The following is a 19714-nucleotide window of genomic DNA, read 5'->3' on the forward strand; positions in this document are numbered from 1 at the left end:
TCATCGCTCCCGCGCCAGTCGTGGATCGAGCAGATCGCGCAAGCCGTCGCCGAGGAGATTGAGGCCGAGCACGGCGACCGCGATGGCGGCCCCCGGATAGACCGCGAGCATCGGCGACTGGAACAGCAGGGTCTGCGCATCGTTCAGCATGCGGCCCCAGGATGGCTGCGGCGGCTGCGTGCCGAGGCCGAGATAGGACAGTGCGGCTTCGGCGAGAATCGCGAGCGCGAACTGGATCGTCGCCTGCACGATCAGGATCGACAGGATGTTGGGCAGCACGTGCTCGATGGTGATGCGGAATCTTCCCTTCCCCGACGCTCGCGCGGCCAGCACGAATTCGCGCGCCCAGATCGCGTTGGCCGAGCCGCGCGTCAGCCGGGTCAATGTCGGGATCTGGAAGATGCCGATCGCGACGATCGAGGTCACCATGCCCGGCCCTACGACCGCGGCGAGCATGATCGCGGAGAGCACGGCCGGAAAGGCGAAGGTGAAGTCGGAGAAGCGCATGATGATCTCTTCGGTCCAGCCGCGCCGCGCCGAGGCGATCAGGCCGAGACAAACGCCGAAGGTGAGACCAATGCTGACCGCGATGACCCCGACCATGATGGTGGAGCGGGCGCCGGCGAGCAGCAGCGAGACGATGTCGCGGCCGAAGGAATCGGTGCCGAGCCAGTGCGCCGCCGATGGCGGCCGGAGCTTCGAGGCGATGTCGATCTCGTAGGGCGACCACGGCGTCCACACCAGCGAAAGCAGCGCCGAGGCGAGCACCAGCAGGCTCAGCGCGCCGCCGAGGACAAAGCTGCGATGGCGCGGCGCACGGCGCCAGAACGTGCGCGCGGGCAGCGGACGCGTGGCGACCGCTGCGTCAATCGGGGTGGTCAGGGGCGCGCTCACAGGTCGTGAACCTTGATGCGGGGATCGATGAAGGCATAGAGCACGTCGACCACGAAATTGACGATAACGACCATGGTTGCCAGCAGCATCACGCAATTGCGCACCACGATCAGGTCTCGGTTGGCGATCGACTGGAAGATCAGGCGGCCGAGGCCCGGCAGGTAGAACACGTTCTCGATCACGATTGTGCCGGCGAGCAGGTTGGCGAATTGCAGGCCCATCACCGTCATCACGGGGATCATGGCGTTGCGCAGCACGTGGCGCCACAGCACCTCGCGTTTGCCGAGCCCCTTCGCCCGCGCCGTCCGCACGAAATCCTCGCGCAGCACTTCGAGCACCGCCGAGCGCGTGACGCGGGCGAGGATCGCAGCCTGCACCACCGCGAGCGAGACCGCCGGCAGCAGCAGCGACTTGACCCCCAGCCAGATGCCGTCCTCCCAGCCGGCGAAGCCGCCCGCCGAGAGCCATTGCAGCCGCACCGAGAACAACAGGACCAGCAGGATCGCGAACCAGAAGTTCGGCAGCGCGATGCCGACCTGAGTCAGCGACATCACGCCGACATCGCCGAGCTTGTTGTGGTTGGCGGCGGTGTAGATGCCGGCCGAGAGCGCCAGCGTCACCGTGATCGACATGGCCATGATCGCGAGCGGAATGGTCAGCACCAGCCGCTCCGCGATCAGGCTGGCGACCGGCGTGCCGTAGACATAGGAGTTGCCGAGATCGCCGACGAGCAGGCCCTTGATCCATTGCAGGTAGCGAACCGCCAGCGGCTGGTCGAGCCCGAGCTTGACCGTGAGCGCGCGCACCGCGTCGGCCGAGGCATCGGCGCCCATCAGCATCTGCGCGGCATTGCCGGGAAGCGCATCCAGGACCAGGAAGATGATCAGCGACGCGCCGACCAGCGTCGCCAGCAAGGTCAAGACACGTCGGAGGACAAATACGCTCATGCGCGCCCGGTTTCAAAGCTCATCCGCGGCACGATCAACATGTCCGGACGGCGGACGCAAGTCCTTTGCGCGCAAGTGCTTTGCTGCATGCGCATGTCGTTATTCCGGCCAGCGGGAGAGAAGATTGGAGGACGCCTCGAACAGCGCGCTGACGCGCAGCAATTCGGCATCAGCCCGGAAGCGGCCGACGAGCTGAAGCCCGATCGGCAGGCCGTCGCGGCCAAAGCCCGAGGGCAGGCTGACGGCGGGATGCCCGGTCATGTTGAACGGCATGGTCCAGGGGAACCAGTGCGGCCGGACGCTGTCGAAATGCCGACCATCGATCTCGATGGTGCCGAACAAATCCTGCTTGATCGGCAGCGCGGAGCGCGTGAGCGTCGGCATCGCCAGGAAGTGGCCGCGCGCAAGCAGGGATTGCACGCGGCGGAACAGCGCGGTGCGCGCGAACATCGCCTCCTGGTAGTCAACGCCGCTGACCTCGGTGGCAAGCGCGAGCTGCTTGAGGAAGGCCTCGCTCAGCTCGTCCTTGTGCTCGGCCGCGAGTTTTGCAAAGCGCGTGCGCCAGACGGTGTGGTTGATGGCGCGCCAGATCGGCTCGATGTCGAAACCCTCGCCGGAGAATTCCTCGAGCTCGGCGCCGAGCCCGGCCAGCCGGTCGAGGCTCGCCCTGAAGCTGGCCGCGACCTCGGCGGACACCGGACGGCCCGGCGGCGTCAGGCAGTACAGGATCCTCAGCCCGCGCAAATCGCCGCGCGGGGCGGCGGTGCCGACGAAGTCGGATACGGGAATGCCGATCGACCAGGGATCGCAGGGGTCCTCGCCCGCCATCGCCTGCATCATCAGCGCGGTATCGGCGACGGTGCGCGTCGTCGGCGTGACATAGGTCTGGTTGCCGAACACATCCAGCGCCTGGCTGTGCGGGATGATTCCGTTGCTCTGCTTCAGGCCGACCACGCCGTTGCAGGCGGCTGGAATCCGCGTCGAGCCGCCACCGTCGGTCGCGACCGCGAGCGGCGCGATGCCGCTGGCCACAGCAACCGCCGCGCCGCCGCTGGAGCCGCCGGAGGAGCGGCAGGCATCCCACGCATTGCGGGTGCGGCCGAACAGCGGCGAATCCGTCAGGCACTTGCTGCCGAATTCCGGCGTCGTGGTCTTGCCGATCAGGATCGCACCTTCGGCGCGCAGCCGCGCGACCGCCACCGCGTCCTCAACTGGCACATTGTCCTTGTAGGGAACGGCGCCGAAGGTGGTCTTCACCCCCTTGGTGTTGACGATGTCCTTGACGGTGTAGGGGATGCCATGCAGCAGGCCGAGCGGCTCGCCGGCCATGACCCTGCGCTCGGCGGCGCGCGCGGCCGCCATCGCCTCGTCGCCGCAGATCGTGATGAAGCAGTTCAACTGGGGCTGGAGCGCCTCGGCGCGCGCGAGCACGGCCCGGGTGATCTCGACGGGCGAGATCCGCTTGTCGGCGATGAGGCCGCGCAGTTCGGTTGCGGACAGCAGGCAGGGATCGCCGTTCATCGTCACATCACGCTCCGAAGCCGGCCACCGTTGGCCAAGGCATTAGACAAGCCATTGACAGCCAGAATGACAGTTTTGTTAACTCGCCGTCCAATACGATTTTGGTCGCCAACCCATACGTTTTCGGTATGCCAATGGATCTTCGTCGGCTCCGCTATTTCGTCGCCGTCGCCGAGGCACGCAGCGTCGGCAAGGCCGCCGAGCGGCTGCGCATGGCGCAGCCGCCGCTCTCGGTCCAGATCCGCAAGCTGGAGGCCGAGGTCGGCGCGCCGCTGTTCCGCCGCGGCACCCGCGGCATGGACCTGACCGAGGCGGGCCAGGCGCTGCTGGTGCGCGCCAGCGAGGCGCTGGCGCTGGCGTCCGACGGCATCGAGGCCGCCCGCGCGGTCGCATCCGGCAAGCGCGGGCGGCTGTCGGTCGGCTACATGTTCGTGCTGGCCAATGCGATCCTGCCGCGGCTGATCCCCGAGCTGCGCCGCTCGGTTCCCGGTGTCGACCTCGACTTCGCCGAGCTCAGCGCATCGACACGCGAGGCGCGGGTGCTCGATCGCAGCGTCACGGTCGCGCTGTGCATGCCGGCCATCAACCATCCCGAGATCCAGGTGGCGCGGATCGGTGCACAGCGCTTCATGCTGGCGATGCCGACCAGCTCGCCGCTCGCCCGCCTGGGCTCCGTGCCGATGGCCCGGTTGCACGGACGTCCGCTGATCGCGCTGCCGCATCCGGACCATGGTCCCGCATCGTCCGCCGTGGTCCCCCTGCTGCGCCGGCACCAGGTGGTGATGCCGATCGCGAGCCGCGTGGAGACGGTGCATTCGGCGATGAGCCTGGTGCTGGCGGGCGAAGGCCTCGCGATCCTGCCGGCCTGCGCGCAGCTCGGCGCCCCGCGCGGCATCGTGTTCAGGCCGCTCCGCGATGCCACCGACTCCCTCGACATCGCGGTGTGCTGGCGGCGGGATTCGCAGAGCCCGCTGATCGGAACCTTCATCAAATGCGCCGAGAAGGCCGTCGCGCGGATGTGACGCGGCGCTACGGGCTCCAGGTGATCTCGTGGCTCCAGGGCGGATCGGCGCCCGGGCGGGTGCAGGTCAGGCCGGCGCAATTGGCGGCAAAGGACAGCGCGCGGCGGAGCTCGTCGGCATTGATGACTTTCAGCTGCTGCCGCGCCAGACGTCCCTGCTTGTGCAGGGCGAACAGCAGCGCCGCCTGAAAACTATCGCCGGCGCCGATGGTGTCGGCGACCGCGACCTTGGGCGCGGTGACCTCGATCTGCCCTGCTCCCGCGTGCCACGCGATCGCGCCGTTGTTGCCACGGGTGATGACGACGAGGCTCGTGCCCTGCCCGAGCAGCGTGCTCGCGCGCTGTTGATAGGGCTCGTCGCCGAAGAGATAGGCGAAGTCGACGTCCGACATCTTGATGAGATCGGCGCTATGCGCGAACTCGGCCATGCGGGCGAGATAGGCCGGCTTGTCCTTGACGAGGTTGGGGCGGCAGTTCGGATCGAACGAGATGGTCGACGACATCCGCGCGTCCGCGATCAGGGCTTTCGTTTCGGCGGCGCCCGGGTCGTTGACCAGCGTGGTCGAGCCGACATGGAGGACTTCGACCGTATCGAAGGGAATGGACCCGCGCCGGTAGGTCCAGTTCCGTGTCGCCGTCTCGGCATCGTAGAAGGCGTAATGCGACTCGCCCGCGACGATGCGCACGAAAGCGAGCGTGGTCTGGTGATCGCTGCGGGTGGCAAGGCCGAGCTCGACATGCGAGGCGGTTGCGTGATCGGCGATCATGCGGCCGAACAGGTCGGTCGAGATGCCGCCGACGAAGCCGGTCGGTGCGCCCAGCCGCGCCATGCCGATCGCGACGTTGAGGCAGGAGCCGCCGACCGCGGGCATCACCGCCTCGCGTCCATCGGCGTTTCGCGTCGGCACGAAATCGATCAGCGCATCGCCGCTAGCAATCAGCATTCGTTTCAACCCCGAATTCAGTCCTTTGCGATGTCGCGCATCGCGGCACGGCTGCCGCGATCGACCTCGCGCAGCAACTTGTACACCTCGCGCTTGCGGGCGTGAAACGCGGCCATATCAGGCGCGGTCGGCTCGCTCTTGCGTCCCAGCGCCGACATCTTTGCCATGGTCTCGCCGATCGAGGCACAGGCGCCGCCGGCCACCGCCCCGAGCATCGCGGCGCCGAGCAGCACCGGCTCCCTGGTCTGCGGCAGCGCGACGGTGAGGCCTGTGGTGTCGGCCATGATCTGGCGCACCAGCGGACTGCGGCTGGCGCCGCCGCCCATGATCATGATGCTGGAGCGGACGCCATGCGCGGCAAAGGCCTCGATCACCTCGGCAAGCCCGTAAGCGAGCCCGCAAAGGCCGGCGACGAACAGCCGCTCCATAGAGGCGACATCGGTGTCGAGATCGAGGCCCGCGATCACCGCGCGCGTATCGGGGTCAGCGTAAGGCGAGCGGTTGCCGATGAATTCGGGCAGGACGTGGACATCGCGGGCGAGCAGCGCGGCGCGGCTGGCATCGCCGGCGCGCGCGATGATGCGGCGCTCGAGGAAGTCGATGAGGTCGAGGCCCTTGTTGCGCGCAGCCGCGCTCGCCTCGGCAAAGCCCGGATGCGATTTGAGGAGGTGGTCGATCGCCGCGCCCGCCGCCGACTGCCCGCCCTCGTTCAGCCAGAAGTCCGGCACCATGCCGGAATAATAAGGCCCCCACACGCCCGGCACGAAGCACGGCTCCTTCGTCGTCGCCATGATGCAGGCCGACGTTCCCATGATGTAGGCGAGGCGGTCGCTGACATCGGTCGTTCCGCCCGAGCCGTCGCGACCGCCGATCGCGCCGATGCCGCCGGCATGCGCGTCGATCAGGGATGCGCCGACCGGCGTTCCTGGCGACAGGCCGAGCTCAGCGGCGGCCGTGCGGGTGAGGCCTGCGCCGAGCCGGGTGCCCGGCGCGACGATCTCGGTGCCGATGCGGGCATATTTCTCGCTGACGAAGTCGGACAGCCCGATGCGCTTGAAGAATTGCGCGCTCCAGCCGCCACCGTCATGGGCGAGATAGTTCCACTTGCAGGTGACGGTGCAGGTCGAGCGTTGCAGCGAGCCGGTCGCGCGCCAGGTCAGGTAGTCTGCCAGATCGAAGAAGTGGCCTGCGGCATCGAAGCTCGCGCGCAGATGGCGCTTCAGCCACAACAGTTTTGGCATCTCCATCTCGGGCGAGATCGAGCCGCCGACATAGCGCAGCACCGCATCCTCGGTCTCGTTGATCAGCCGCGCCTCGGCGGTGGCGCGATGGTCCATCCAGACGATGACGTTGCGCTGCGCCTCGCCTGAGGCGCTGACGGTGAGCGGCTCGCCCTGGCGGTCGAGCACCACGAGGGAACAGGTGGCGTCGAAGCCGATGCCGCCGACGCTGTCGGGCGCAATGGCAGCTTCCGCCATCGCCGCCCGCACGGATTTTGCGCAGGCCTCCCAGATGTCCCGGGATGACTGTTCGACGATATCGCCGGCCTCGTGCCAGATCCTGATCGGGTGCCGCGCCGTCGCCAGCAGCGTGCCGGCCTCGTCGAACACCCCTGCCCGCGTGCTGGTGGTCCCCACGTCGACGCCGATATACGCTCGCGGCATTGTCGCTCCTGGTCGCTCTCGTCAGTTTTGACGGTAAGCCTACCAGCAAGTGTAGCCGCCATCCACCAGCACGATGCTGCCGGTCATCAGGCTCGCGGCTTCCGAGGAGAGGAACAGCACGACGGAGGCGATCTCCTCGACCTGCCCCATCCGCGCCATCGGGGTTCCGCCGATCCAGGCGTCGTACATTTTGGGATTGCTCTTCACGAAGGCGTTGAGCGGCGTCTCGATATAGGTCGGCGCCACCGCGTTGACGCGGATGCCGCGCGCGCCCCATTCGGCGGCGAGCGACTTGGTCAGATGGTGCACACCGGCCTTCGACGCATTGTAGAAGCACTGCTCCTGCGGCTTGTTGACGATGAAGCCTGACATCGAGCCGACATTGACGATGGCGCCGCTTTGCGCCTTCAGCATGTGCTTGCCGAACTCGCGGCAGCACCAGAAGGTGCCGTTGAGGTTGACGTCGATGACGTTGAGCCAATGCTCGTCGGTTACGGTCTCCGCCGGCGTCTCGCTGCGGGCGATGCCGGCATTGTTGACGAGGATGTCGACCTTGCCGTGGCGGGCGACGAGGTCATTGGCGACCTCGGCGACGCGCCTGGTATCGGTCACGTCCATGACCGCGGTCTCGGCGTCGAACCCCTTGGCTTTCAGGCTGGCCTTGGCGCTGTCGGCGACCTTGCCGTCGCGGTCGCCGATGACGACCCTGGCGCCGGCTTCGGCGAGCGCCTCGGCGCAGGCCAGCCCAATGCCCTGCCCGCCGCCGGTGATGAACGCGGTCTTGCCGTTCAGCTTGAATTTTTCCAGGTACATGTTGGTCTTTCCGTTCTTTGCCGTTTCTTGTCAGCCGCGAAGCGCGTTGCCGCTCGCATCGAAGCGGTGGATCCGCGCGGGGTCCGGCACCAGCGACACGTGATCGCCGGCATGCAGGCTCAATTCGCCGATGTAGCGCGCGGTCAGCATGCCGAGCGGACCGGCATCGACGTAGAGAAAGGTGTCGCTGCCGAGATGCTCGGCGACCGCGATCGTCCCCTGCCAGCCGCCGGCGCCGTCGCGCTCGATCTTGAGGTGCTCCGGCCGCACGCCGATCGTGGCCGCGCCCTGCTGCCTGGCGAGTTCGCCGGTGACGAAGTTCATCTTGGGCGAGCCGATGAAGCCGGCGACGAAGAGATTGGCGGGCTTCTCGTAAAGCTCCAGCGGCGAGCCGTATTGCTCGATCTTGCCGCCGTTGAGCACGACGATCTTGTCGGCCATGGTCATGGCCTCGACCTGGTCATGGGTGACGTAGATCGCGGTGGTGCCGAGCTGCTTCTGGAGCCGCGTCACCTCGATGCGCATCTGCACGCGGAGCGCGGCATCCAGGTTCGACAGCGGCTCGTCGAACAGGAACGCCTTGGGCTCGCGCACGATGGCGCGGCCGATCGCGACGCGCTGGCGCTGGCCGCCGGAAAGCTCGCGCGGCTTGCGGTCGAGGTAGGGCGTGAGGTTCAGCGTCGCGGCGGCGGCCTCGACCTTGCGGTTGATCTCGTCCTTGGGGAGCCCCGCCATCTTCAGGCCGAAGCCGATATTGCCGCGCACGCTCATGTGCGGATAGAGCGCGTAGGACTGGAACACCATGGATAACCCGCGCTTCGCGGGCGGCGTGTCGACGACGTTCTTGCCGTCGATCAGGATCTTGCCGCCGGAGACGTCCTCGAGGCCGGCGATCAGCCGCAACAGCGTGGTCTTGCCGCAGCCGGAGGGACCGACGAACACCACGAAGGAGCCGTCGGCAATGTCGAGATCTGCGCCCTTGATGATGTGCACGGGGCCGAAGGATTTCTGCACGTCCTGAAGTGTGATCTGACCCATGATCCGGCAGCCCCTCTACTTCACCGCGCCGAAGGTCAGCCCGCGCACGAGCTGCTTCTGGCTGAACCAACCGAGGACGAGAATGGGCGCGATCGCCAGCGTCGAGGCCGCCGACAGCTTTGCCCAGAACAGCCCTTCCGGGCTCGAATAGGAGGCGATGAACGTGGTGAGCGGCGCGGCGTTCGAGGTCGACAGGTTCAGCGTCCAGAACGCCTCGTTCCAGGCCAGAATCAGATTGAGCAGCAGGGTCGATGCCAGACCCGGGATCGCCATCGGCGTCAGCACGTAGACCAGCTCGCGGCCGATGGTGGCGCCATCCATGCGCGCGGCTTCGAGGATGTCGCGCGGGATCTCCTTGAAATAGGTGAACAGCATCCAGATCACGATCGGCAGATTGCCGAGGCACAGGATGAAGACGAGGCCGATGCGGGAATCGAGCAGGCCGAAGGTCTTGTAGATCAGGTAGATCGGCACCAGCACGCCGACCGGCGGCATCATCTTGGTCGAGAGCATCCAGAGCAGGATGTCCTTGGTGCGCTTGGTCGGCGCGAACGCCATCGACCAGGCCGCCGGGATGGCGATCAAGAGCGCAATCAGCGTCGAGCCGCCGGCGATGATGACCGAGTTCATGGCGTGGTGCAGATAGTCGCTCCGCTCCTGCACGGTCGCGTAATTTTCCGTGGTCCAGTGGAAGAACAGGAAGGACGGCGGAATGGCGAAGGCCTCGAGCTCGGTCTTGAAGCTCGCCAGCACCATCCACAGGATCGGGAAGAAGATCAGAAAGCCGAAGAACCACGCCCCGATCGTCGAGATCACCACCCGCTGTGTCGTTGCCATCCGCGCCATGCTTCAAGCCTCCAAATTGCGGCCGACGATGCGGACGAGGAAGAAGGCGACGACATTGGCGATCACCACCGCGACGAGGCCGCCGGCGGAGGCGCTGCCGACGTCGAACTGGATCAGTGCCTGCGAGTAGATCAGGAAAGCGATGTTGGTGGTCTGCAGGCCCGGCCCGCCGCCGGTGGTGACGAAGATCTCGGCGAACACCGTGAGCAGGAAGATGGTCTCGATCAGGATCACGACGGTGATGGGGCGCGCCAAATGCGGCAGCGTGATGTAGATGAAGGCCGAGACGGCGCTCGCGCCATCCATCTCGGCGGCCTCCTTCTGCTCCTCGTCGAGCGATTGCAGCGCGGTCAGCAGGATGAGCGTCGCGAACGGCAGCCATTGCCAGGCGACGATCAGGATCACCGCGAACAGCGGCACGTCGTTGAACCAGTCGATCGGCGTCAATCCGAGCAGCTTGGCGAGCCAGGCGAACAGCCCTGACACCGGATGCATCAACAGGTTCTTCCAGACCAGCGCGCTTACCGTCGGCATCACGAAGAACGGCGCGATCACCATCAGGCGCACGATGTTGCGGCCGATCACGGGCTGGTCCATCAGCAGCGCCAACGGAATGCCGAGCAGAATGGTCATTGCCAATACCGAGCCGACCAGCACCAGCGTGTTCTGGAGCGACGCGAGGAAAGCGGGATCGGTGAGGAAGTAGCGGAAGTTTTCCAGCCCGACAAACTCTTCCGAGCCGGGATCGAGCAGGCTGTAGTGCAGGGTCGAGAAATAGATCGTCAGCGCGAGCGGGACGATCATCCAGATGAAGAGCAGCCCGACGGCCGGGGTCAGGAGCGCGCGCGCCAGAAACTGCGTCTGCCGGGTTGCCATCCCTGACTTCTCCGCTTGCCGAAAGAAGGCGGCCATCCATCCGGGGCTGGACTGGAGGATGGCCGCCAGTTTGAGCTCAGGAGGGAGAGCTCGGGTTCACTTGATGTAACCGGCGCGCTTCATCTCGCGCTCGGTCACGGATTGCGCGGCGGTGAGCGCGGCATCGACCGTCATCGAGCCCGAAAGCGCCGCCGAGAACTGCTGGCCCACCTGGGTGCCGATGCCCTGGAATTCGGGGATCGCGGCATATTGCACGCCCACGTAAGGCACCGGCTTCACCGTCGGCTTGTTCGGATCGGCGGCGTCGATCGAGGCCAGCGTCAATTTGGCGAAGGGCGCGACCTTCAGATATTCAGGGTTCTGGTAGAGCGAGGTGCGGGTGCCCGGCGGCACGTTGGCCCAGCCCTCCTTCGAGGCCACGAGTTTCGTGTAGTCCTTGCTCGTTGCCCAGGCGATGAACTTTTCGGCCGCCTCCGCCTTCTTCGAGCCGGCAGGGATCGCGAGATTCCAGGCCCACAGCCAGTTGGCGTTCTTGCCGAGCCCGGTGTTGGGCGCGAGCGCAAAGCCGACCTTGTCGGCGACCTTGGAGTCCTTGGGATTGGTGACGAAGGACGCCGCCACCGTCGCGTCGATCCACATCGCGCATTTGCCGGCGTTGAACAGTGCCAGGTTCTCGTTGAAGCCGTTGGAGCTCGCGCCGGGAGGGCCGGCGTCCTTCATCAGGTTCACATAGGTCGTGAGCGTCGTCTTCCATTCCGGCGTATTGAACTGCGGCACCCACTTCTCGTCGAACCAGCGCGCACCGTAGGAATTGGCCATCGCGGAGAGGAACGCCATGTTCTCGCCCCAGCCAGCTTTGCCGCGCAGGCAGATGCCGTAGACGCCCGCGTTCTTGTCGGTCAGCTTCTTGGCGGCGTCGATGACGAAATCCCAGGTCGGCTTCTCCGGCATCTTCAGGCCGGCCTTGTCGAACAGGTCGGTGCGGTACATCACCATCGAGCTCTCGCCGTAGAACGGCGCGGCATAAAGCTTGCCGTCGGCAGAGACCGCGTCCTTGATCCTGGGCAGCAGGTCGGCGACGTCGTAATCGGCGCCGAGATTGGCGAGCGGCACCAGCCAGCCCTTCTTGGCCCAGATCGGCACCTCATAGGTGCCGATGGTGAGCACGTCGAACTGGCCGCCCTTGGTGGCGATGTCGGTGGTGACGCGCTGGCGCAGCACGTTCTCCTCCAGCGTCACCCATTTCACAGTGATATCGGGGTTCTTCTTGGTGAATTCACCGGTCAGCCCCTGCATGCGGATCATGTCGCCGTTGTTCACGGTGGCGATCGTCAGGGTGGTTTCGGCCATCGCGGGGATGGCCAGCAGGACGGACGCGCCGCAGACGGCGCCGAGGACGTGTTTCACGGTGACCTCCCTCAAACTCGCGTTTTGAGCATATGCCCACGCGTTGGGCGTATGTTCGGATGAGGGATACCGCTTGTCAAGCAGGCGCGCGGGTGTTTCGGCAACTTATGAGTGCTGCGATGCGGGAGGGCGGGCTGTTGCGCACCCTCCCCTGTCATGCCCCGCGCAGGCGGGGCATCCAGTACGCCGTGCTGTCTGTTGGTTTGCCCCAAGTGAGGCCGCGGCGTACTGGATCATCCGCCTCCGCGGATGATGACAGTGTTGTGCGGGGAAAGACCTTCCGCCTCGCAAGGATGCTGACGTGCTGGCTCGCCTCAGCGCTCCAGGATCGCCCTGGCCGTCGCCTCGTCGGTGATCAGGCCGTTGATCAGGCCCCCGCTCAACGCCGCCGCGATCGCCGGGACCTTGGCCGCGCCGACCGCGGCGCCAATGGTCGTGGTCTTCGCCGGCACTTCCGGCGGGATGCTGGTGAGGCGTTTGTTGGTGCCGGCCTTGAGCAGGCGACCCTTGGCGTCATAGGCCCAGCCGGTGATCTCGCCGATCGCCCCCTGCCGCATCATCTCGAACAGTTCGTCGCGGGTGACGAAGCCGTCGATGTGGACCTGCGCCTTCTGGTCCATCTGGCCGATGCCGACGAGGCGCAGATCCGCCTTGGCCGCGACCGCCTTCACCTTGGCGATCGGCTCGATGCGCACCATCCTGTTGCGCTCGTCCTCCGACGACATCAGGAACGGCAGCGGCATCGGGTAGTGCCGCGCCCCGGTGCGGTCGGCGAGCCGCCCGACGGTGTCGTAGAAGCTCGCCGAACCGTCGGCGGAGATGTTGCCGACCAGCGAGACGATCTGGTGATTGGGCCGGTCGATCGGCGTGACGCGCTCGACCGCGGCGCGCACCGCCCGCCCGGTGCCGAGCGCGACGATGACGGGCGTTTCGGAGCGCAGCGTGGAATCGAGCAGGTTGGCGCAGCGCTCGGCAATGCCGGCGGTCGCCTGCGGCGCGGCGGGATCTTCCGGCACCACCTCGCAATGGACGAGATCGAACCGCTCCTTCAGACGCGCCGCCAATTCCATGCAGGCGGCGATGGGATGTTCGAGCCGGAAGGTGATCAGCCGCTCGGCAAGGCAGAGCGAGACCAGCCGCTGCGCCGAGGCGCGCGAGACCTGGAGCATTTTTGCGATCTCGTCCTGGGTGTGGCCGGCAATGAAATAGAGCCAGCCGGCCCGCGCGGCGTCGTCGAGTCTCGACTTGTCGTTCTCGGCGGCCATGCGGGCTCACATCTCCCAGAAATCGCTCATGCGCGCGAAGACCCGATCGGCCCCGGCGGCGGACAATATAGCCCGGCCGTCGCGGGCGCGATAATGGCTGCCGCCGACAAATCCCCATACGGTCATGCCGGCCGCCCTGCCGGCCTGCACACCGCTGACGCTGTCCTCGATCACCAGCGTGCGCGCGGGCTCCGCGCCCATCTGCGCCGCCGCGTGGAGAAAGAGATCCGGCGCCGGCTTGCCGTGCCTGACCATCTGCGCTGTGTAGAGCCGCGCGCCGAAATGCGCCTGAAGGCCGGTGACATCGAGCGAGAGCGAGACACGGTCGATGTCGCTGGACGAGGCCACGCAGAACGGCGCGGCGAGCCCGGAGATCACCGCCCCTACCCCGGGGATCGGCTCGAGCGAAGCAGAGAACGTCTCCAGCACACGCGACTTCAATCGCGGCAGGAAGCCATCCGGCACGACCTGCCCGAGATCACGGTAGTGCTGCTCGATCGCCCTGGTGCTGCGCCCGAGAAACAGCTCGAGCGCCTGCTCCTCGCTGAGCGCGAGGCCGAATTCGGCCAGCACCTCGGACAAGCACCGGCAGCTCAAGAGCTCGCTATCGACGAGCACGCCGTCACAATCGAAGATGATGAGATCGGGTTTTGGCCGGCCTTGGTCCATTCGGACATTCGATCATATACTCACCGCATGAGCAATAGCTCAGGCAAGAACGCGGTGCCGCGGCGTTCCCGCCTCAATGCGCCACCTGCCGGTAGATCGCCGGCAGCGCCGCAGGCAATCGCTTGATGTTGCCGACGATCGCATAGCCGCCGCGCCCGAACAGCGTTGGAAAATAGGATTGCGCAGTCGCGTCGACCGTCACGCCGAAGACGGCGATGCCGAGCCGGCGCGCTTCCTGCACGGACTTCCTGGTGTCCTCGACCGCAAAGCGCCCCTCGTAGTGATCGACGTCGTTCGGCTTGCCGTCGGTGAGGACGAGCAGCAGCTTCTTGCGCTGCGGCTGGCGCGCCAGCTCGGCCGAGGCGTGGCGCACTGCGGCGCCGATCCGCGTATAATAACCGGGCTTGAGCGCGCCGATCCGGCGCTCGACCAGTCCGCTCATCGGCTCGCCGAACGCCTTGATCGTTTCGAGCCGCACCCAGGACCGCCGGCGCGAGGTGAAGGTCAGGATGCTGTGGTGGTCGCCGCAGGCCGACAGCCCGTGTGCGAGCACGAGCAACGCCTCCTTCTCGACGTCGAGCACGCGGTAGCCGTCAACCCAGGCATCCGTCGAGAGTGAGACGTCCGCGAGCAGCGTGACGGCGAGATCGTGCCCTTGCGGCCGCATCGCCATGTGGACGCGATCAAGACCCGCGCCATTGCCGCCGGCGCGAAGATCGCACCGCGCGCGCACGAGCGCATCAAGATCGAGATCGTGTCCGTCGGCCTGCGCACGCATCAATTCGTGGCGCGGCCGCAGGATCTCGAAGCGGCGGCGCACCTGGCGGATGTGCCGGCGCATCGTCTCGTCCGGCGTCCAGCTCTCACCTCGCTCGGAGGCCGCGCCGGCGAGCACGCGGCAATGATCGGACAGATAGGAGCTGCTGCGATAATCCCATTCGGGATAGGTCAAATCCGCGTTCAGGCGCGAGGCGTCGAGGGCTTCCGGCGGCAGGTCGAGATCGAATTTGAAACGGCTCGCCGGCTTGCCGCTGCGGCGGCTGAGCGTGATCTCCTCGAGATCGTCGGCCGCCTTCTGTGCGTCTTCGTCATCGCTGTCGTCGGCCGGGCGATCGACATTGACCATCTCGGCCATCGCGAGGATCTTTTCGAAGCGGTTGAGCACGAAGGGATCGCGGCGATTGGCGCCGTCCTCGCGCTCGCGGACGGCGAAACGCTTGCGATTGTCCTGGGCTGCGGGCTCCGCGCCATCAGCGCACTCGTCCTCGCCGGCATGCGCGGGCGACAGCTCGCGCGTCCAGCAATCGCCCCAGAGCGGGCACGGCAGGATCGAATGATAGCCCGGCGGCGCCTTGTCCGGCAGCGGCTCCGTTCCCATCATCGCCGGCCATAATTTGCCCGCGGGCGCAGGTCCCGCTCCGAGCAGGGCGAGAACGATCTGCTCGATCTCCTGCTCAATGCGCGGCAACGGACGCCGCGGCCGGGCCGCGGCGGTTGCCGCGGCAAGCTGCGCGTAATCGGCGACGAGCCCGGGAAACTGCGTGAGCACAAAGACCGCCGTTTCGGCGGCGCGGCGCAGCACCAGCAGATCGCGCCTAAGCGGATCGGCCTCCACAATCGTCTCGATCGGCGCGACCGCGAACCATGCCGCGAGCCAGCGATAGAGGCATGCGTTGAGCTCGCGGTCGGGAAAGATCGCGATGCGATCGGGCAGGAAGATGGTTGCGGCGTCGCGGCCCGGCTGCTCGAGACGCTCGTCGCCGAGGCCGATGCGTTGCCGCCAGCCGAGCCGGTGCCCGGACTTGCGGGCGCCGGCGCTTGCGATCTGCACGCCGGCCTCGCCGCCGAGCGCGCGGAACATCACCGCGATCCGGTCCCTCACCTCGGTGAGCGACACCGCGTGATCGGCGTGAACCGGATAGCTCGCGGTGCCGCCGACCATCCGGTGCCAGGCACGGCCGACGGTTTCCTCCAGTTCGAGGAAGTCGAGCATGGGCCCGTCCTCACCCGATCACGGCGCGCGCGACGTCGAGCAGCGCGGCCTTGACGTCGGAATCGTCGGTCAAGGGCTCGATCATGCCGGCCAGCACGGCGTCGGCGATCGGCGTGCCTGCCGCAATCAGCGTGGCGCAATAGACGACGAGGCGCGTCGAGACGCCCTCCTCCAGATCGTGCCCCCTAAGTGCGCGCAGCCGCCCGGCGAGCGCAACCAGCGGCCGCACGCGGTCCGGCGGCAGCCCGCTCTCGGCGGACACCACCGCGACCTCCTGCTCTGGGGCTAAGAAGCCGAACTCGATGGCGACGAAGCGCTGCCGCGTCGAGGGCTTCAGTGCCTTGAGCAGCGTCTGGTAACCTGGATTGTAGGAGACGACGAGCATGAAGCTCTTCGGTGCCGCCAGCTCTTCGCCGGTGCGCTCCAGCGGCAGGATGCGGCGATCGTCGGTGAGCGGATGCAGCACCACGGTGACGTCCTTGCGCGCTTCCACCACCTCGTCGAGATAGCAGATGCCGCCCTCGCGCACCGCGCGCGTCAGCGGACCGTCGGTCCATACGGTGTCGCCGCCCTTCAATAGATAGCGGCCGGTGAGATCGGCGGCGGTGAGATCGTCGTGGCAGGCCACGGTGTGGAGTGGCAGTCCGAGCCGTGCCGCCATATGCGCGACGAAGCGCGTCTTGCCGCAACCGGTCGGCCCCTTGAGCAGGACCGGAAGCTGATGACGCCAGGCGTGCTCGAACAGCGCGCATTCATTGCCGGTTGCGACATAGGCCGGCAACGCGGGCGCCGAGGTCACCGTGTGAAGGGCAGGTTTCATGATGTCTCTCCGGACTTTCCAGGAAGCAGGCGGCCGCGGCGAACCGCGGCCGCCATTTGCGTTTACTCAGCCGGCTGCAGCGCGGCGGGCACGGTCGCCTGCTTCTCGCGGCCCGGCACCAGCACCGCCCAGACGAACATCAGCGCGGAGATCGCGACGAACACGCCGGAACCGAGCCGGACCCAGTAGAACATCGCGAGTTGGTCCTGCACGTCCATGTAGCTCTGGCCGAGCACGCGCTGGAGATGGACCTGGACCACGCCGGCGAAGGTCAGCGCAAAGGTCATGGTCATCATGGCCGTGCACATGATCCAGAAGCTCGTCATGCTGAGCCACTGGTTGTAGGGCGCGCGTCCCTTCAGCTGCGGGATCGCATAGGCCATCACCGACAGGTTCAGCATCACATAGGCGCCGAAGAAGGCGAGATGGCCGTGCGCGGCGGTGACCTGGGTGCCGTGGGTGTAGTAGTTCACCGAGGACAGCGTGTGCAGGAAGCCCCAGACGCCGGCTCCGAGGAACGCCATCACCGAGCAGCCGACCGACCACAGCAGCGCGGCGCGGTTCGGATGCTTGCGGCCGGCCTTCCAGGTCATCTGCACGGTGAAGATCACCATGGTGAAGAACGGCGCGACCTCGAGCGTCGAGAACAGCGAGCCGATCCACTGCCAGTAGCCGGGCGCGCCGATCCAGTAGAAGTGATGGCCGGTGCCGAGAATGCCGGAGAACAGTGCCAGGCCGATGATGACGTAGAGCCACTTCTCGACCACCTCGCGGTCGATGCCGTTGAGCTTGATCATCAGGTAGGCGAGCACGGAGGCCATGATCAGCTCCCAGACGCCCTCGACCCAGAGGTGGACGACGTACCACCAGTACATCTTGTCGACGGCGAGGTTCGCCGGATTGTAGAACGCGAACAGGAAGAAGATCGCAACGCCCCACAGGCCGAACAGCAGGATGTTGGTCACCGTGGTCTTGCGGCCCTTGAGCGCCGTCATGGTCACGTTGAACAGGAACATCAGGCAGACCACGACGATGCCGACCTTGATGATGAAGGGCTGCTCGAGGAATTCGCGGCCCTCGTGATAGTGAAAGAGATAGCCGACCACGGCGACGCCGGCCGCGCCGAAGAACATCCAGAACTGGATCTTGGCGAGCAGCGGGCTGTACAGCTCGGTCTCGGTCTCTTCCGGGAGCAGGAAGTAGGTCGCCCCCATGAAGCCGATCAGCGACCATACGATCAGCGCGTTGGTATGGATCATCCTGACGATGTTGAACGGCAGGAGGGTCGACAGGGTGTTGGGCAGGACGTAGATGGTTCCGGCGAGCAGGCCGAACAGGACCTGGGCCAGGAACAGCGTCAGCGCGCCGTAGAAATACAGCATCGCGACTTTCTGGGTCTGATATTTCATCTCGGTTCTCTCTGTCTTGAAAGAGGATTAGCGGCGCTCAACCGGCCTTGTTCGGCGGCCAGTCCTGGCGCTTGATCGTGCTCACCCATTGCAGGAAGTCGGCAAGATCGTTGAGCTCCTGGTCGGTCAGGTTGAACTGCGGCATCTGCCGCCGGCCCTCGGCGCCCGACGGCTGCGACTGCATCCAGGCCTTCAGCGTCTCGCGCGCGCTTGCCGGATCCTCCTTGCCGCCCCAGCGATCCCAGACGTTGCCGACCTCGGGGGCGAAATAGGCGCCCTCACCGAGCAAGGTGTGGCAGTTGATGCAGGAGTTCTTCTCCCAGACATGCTTGCCGCGGGCGACCGACGACGTCAGCGTCGAAGCGTCGGTCGAGGTCGTGGCCATGTAGTAATGGCTGTGCGCCGTCAGCCCTATGAAGATGGCGAAGAAAAAAGCCGAGCCGCCGTAGAAGACGTTTCGAGCGGCCGACTTGGTCAGGCGTTCAGCCATTGCCAATCCTTTCCGGTTGATTCCTGTCGAGGTCCGATGCTGCGATTTATTGCCGCTTCGCGCGGCCGGTTCTTTGTCAGGGCGCAATGAGCGCGTCAGATCAGGGCGACGACGGCCGACACGGACCAGGCAAAGAGCACGACGATGACGACCCAGGCGCTCACGAGGCCGCGCCAGAGCGCCGGCGCGGCGCGGAGATCGAGGAAATCGAGCACGATCCGGCGGCCCTTGAGTGCGGCGAAGGTCAGCAGCAGGGCGTTGCCGAGCAGCGGACGCGTCACAAGGGATGGCACCAGGACGGTCGCGAGCGCGAGGCCGACCAGCACGATCCATGTGAGGTCGAGACGATCCGGCATCATCAGCGCACCAGATACAGGATCGGAAACATGACGATCCAGAGCAGGTCGACCATGTGCCAGAAGGCGGCCCCCGTCTCGACGCCGATCACCTCCGCCCTCCGGGAAACCACGGCCAGGATCACGATGCCGAGGCCGACATGCAGAAGATGAAAGCCGGTGAGAAGGAAGTACAGCGTGAAGAACGGGCTGGTCTCCAGCCCGTTTCCCTGCGCGATCTCGCCGGCATATTCGAGCAGCTTGATCGCGATGAAGACGCCGCCAAGGGCCATGGCACCGAACAGCCAGCCGCGCGCGGCCTGCTTGCGTCGTGCCCGTGCGGCAGCCGTGCCGCGGGCCGCGGCCCAGCCGCTGGTCACCAGGACGATTGTGTTGAGCCCGGCGAGATGCGCATCGAGCGTGGCCTGTCCGGCCGCGAACATCGCGGGATGAATGGCGCGGGCGACGATGAAGGCGCCGAGGAACAGGCCGAACGCGGCCAGCTCGCTGAAGATCAGCACCCAGATCATGGGATCGCCGGGGAGATCCTCGAGGATGCCCCAGCCGGTTCCCTGTTGTTCGCAATCGGTTGCCGACATCTGCCTTCCGGATCAGGACACCGGACAGACTTAGCTGACCCGCCCCGATCCGAGTTTGTCGGCGGACAAACTGGTGGATTGCGCCGGCTTGTTTGCGCCGACGCAACGTCCACCCGCCCGGATCACGGTAGGAACCACCTCAGGATTTCAGGGAGCGGCGAGC

General features: G+C 66.4%; 19 protein-coding genes. 1 reads left to right on the forward strand and 18 read right to left on the reverse strand.

Annotated features, from left to right (window positions below; translation table 11 throughout):
* From EI171_RS31860 to EI171_RS31870, 3 genes are all read right to left on the reverse strand, one after another.
* Positions 1 to 894, reverse strand: a complete 894-nt coding sequence (locus tag EI171_RS31860) for an ABC transporter permease (RefSeq protein WP_161535687.1) — start codon at positions 892 to 894, stop codon at positions 1 to 3.
* A complete protein-coding gene (locus tag EI171_RS31865; RefSeq protein WP_161535688.1) occupies positions 891 to 1841 on the reverse strand; it encodes an ABC transporter permease in 951 nt (316 codons plus the stop codon). The genes EI171_RS31860 and EI171_RS31865 overlap by 4 nt, the downstream gene beginning before the upstream one ends.
* Before the next feature lie 99 nt (positions 1842 to 1940).
* Entirely contained in the window at positions 1941 to 3362 is a 1422-nt protein-coding gene (locus EI171_RS31870) for an amidase (protein ID WP_161537120.1), read from the reverse strand.
* Positions 3363 to 3496: 134 nt separating this feature from the next.
* On the opposite strand from EI171_RS31870, the gene EI171_RS31875 reads away from it, so the two are divergent.
* Positions 3497 to 4384 (forward strand): LysR family transcriptional regulator, encoded by an 888-nt coding sequence (locus tag EI171_RS31875; RefSeq protein ID WP_028172156.1) that lies wholly within the window; start codon positions 3497 to 3499, stop codon positions 4382 to 4384.
* Positions 4385 to 4391: 7 nt separating this feature from the next.
* Here EI171_RS31875 and EI171_RS31880 read toward each other — a convergent pair whose 3' ends face one another.
* From EI171_RS31880 to EI171_RS31950, 15 genes are all read right to left on the reverse strand, one after another.
* The gene (locus tag EI171_RS31880) at positions 4392 to 5327 is read right to left on the reverse strand and encodes a carbohydrate kinase (RefSeq protein WP_161535689.1); all 936 of its coding nucleotides are present in this window, start codon (positions 5325 to 5327) and stop codon (positions 4392 to 4394) included.
* A gap of 17 nt (positions 5328 to 5344) precedes the next feature.
* On the reverse strand, positions 5345 to 6991 hold the full coding sequence (locus EI171_RS31885) for an FGGY-family carbohydrate kinase (protein ID WP_028172158.1): 1647 nt from the start codon (positions 6989 to 6991) through the stop codon (positions 5345 to 5347).
* A 39-nt stretch (positions 6992 to 7030) separates the two neighbouring features.
* Positions 7031 to 7804 carry an SDR family NAD(P)-dependent oxidoreductase gene (locus EI171_RS31890; protein WP_161535690.1) on the reverse strand — a complete coding sequence of 258 codons (774 nt, stop codon included), beginning with the start codon at positions 7802 to 7804 and terminating at the stop codon, positions 7031 to 7033.
* 30 nt (positions 7805 to 7834) lie between these two features.
* Complete coding sequence (locus EI171_RS31895; protein WP_161535691.1) at positions 7835 to 8842, reverse strand: ABC transporter ATP-binding protein; 1008 nt, start codon at positions 8840 to 8842, stop codon at positions 7835 to 7837.
* Positions 8843 to 8857: 15 nt separating this feature from the next.
* Complete coding sequence (locus EI171_RS31900) at positions 8858 to 9688, reverse strand: carbohydrate ABC transporter permease (RefSeq protein WP_038966046.1); 831 nt, start codon at positions 9686 to 9688, stop codon at positions 8858 to 8860.
* A gap of 3 nt (positions 9689 to 9691) precedes the next feature.
* Complete coding sequence (locus EI171_RS31905) at positions 9692 to 10564, reverse strand: carbohydrate ABC transporter permease (RefSeq protein WP_161535692.1); 873 nt, start codon at positions 10562 to 10564, stop codon at positions 9692 to 9694.
* 96 nt (positions 10565 to 10660) lie between these two features.
* Positions 10661 to 11971, reverse strand: a complete 1311-nt coding sequence (locus EI171_RS31910) for a sugar ABC transporter substrate-binding protein (RefSeq protein ID WP_161535693.1) — start codon at positions 11969 to 11971, stop codon at positions 10661 to 10663.
* Between the two features lie 314 nt (positions 11972 to 12285).
* Positions 12286 to 13236 carry a DNA-binding transcriptional regulator gene (locus EI171_RS31915; protein WP_011086003.1) on the reverse strand — a complete coding sequence of 317 codons (951 nt, stop codon included), beginning with the start codon at positions 13234 to 13236 and terminating at the stop codon, positions 12286 to 12288.
* Between the two features lie 6 nt (positions 13237 to 13242).
* Positions 13243 to 13905: an HAD family hydrolase gene (locus EI171_RS31920; RefSeq protein WP_161535694.1), complete on the reverse strand. Its 663-nt coding sequence runs from the start codon at positions 13903 to 13905 to the stop codon at positions 13243 to 13245.
* Positions 13906 to 13978: 73 nt separating this feature from the next.
* Positions 13979 to 15898, reverse strand: coding sequence for a nitric oxide reductase activation protein NorD (locus tag EI171_RS31925; RefSeq protein WP_161535695.1), 1920 nt, complete (start codon positions 15896 to 15898; stop codon positions 13979 to 13981).
* Between the two features lie 10 nt (positions 15899 to 15908).
* Positions 15909 to 16718, reverse strand: a complete 810-nt coding sequence (locus tag EI171_RS31930; RefSeq protein ID WP_028172166.1) for a CbbQ/NirQ/NorQ/GpvN family protein — start codon at positions 16716 to 16718, stop codon at positions 15909 to 15911.
* 62 nt (positions 16719 to 16780) lie between these two features.
* Positions 16781 to 18127 (reverse strand): cbb3-type cytochrome c oxidase subunit I, encoded by a 1347-nt coding sequence (locus EI171_RS31935; protein WP_028172167.1) that lies wholly within the window; start codon positions 18125 to 18127, stop codon positions 16781 to 16783.
* 37 nt (positions 18128 to 18164) lie between these two features.
* Complete coding sequence (locus tag EI171_RS31940; RefSeq protein ID WP_011085998.1) at positions 18165 to 18617, reverse strand: cytochrome c; 453 nt, start codon at positions 18615 to 18617, stop codon at positions 18165 to 18167.
* A gap of 95 nt (positions 18618 to 18712) precedes the next feature.
* Positions 18713 to 18973, reverse strand: a complete 261-nt coding sequence (locus EI171_RS31945) for a cytochrome C oxidase subunit IV family protein (protein WP_051000292.1) — start codon at positions 18971 to 18973, stop codon at positions 18713 to 18715.
* Between the two features lie 2 nt (positions 18974 to 18975).
* A complete protein-coding gene (locus EI171_RS31950) occupies positions 18976 to 19551 on the reverse strand; it encodes a cytochrome c oxidase subunit 3 family protein (protein ID WP_011085996.1) in 576 nt (191 codons plus the stop codon).
* Positions 19552 to 19714: the final 163 nt, after the last annotated feature.

This window comes from Bradyrhizobium sp. LCT2, assembly GCF_009931255.1.
In the GTDB taxonomy this organism is placed as follows: domain Bacteria; phylum Pseudomonadota; class Alphaproteobacteria; order Rhizobiales; family Xanthobacteraceae; genus Bradyrhizobium; species Bradyrhizobium diazoefficiens.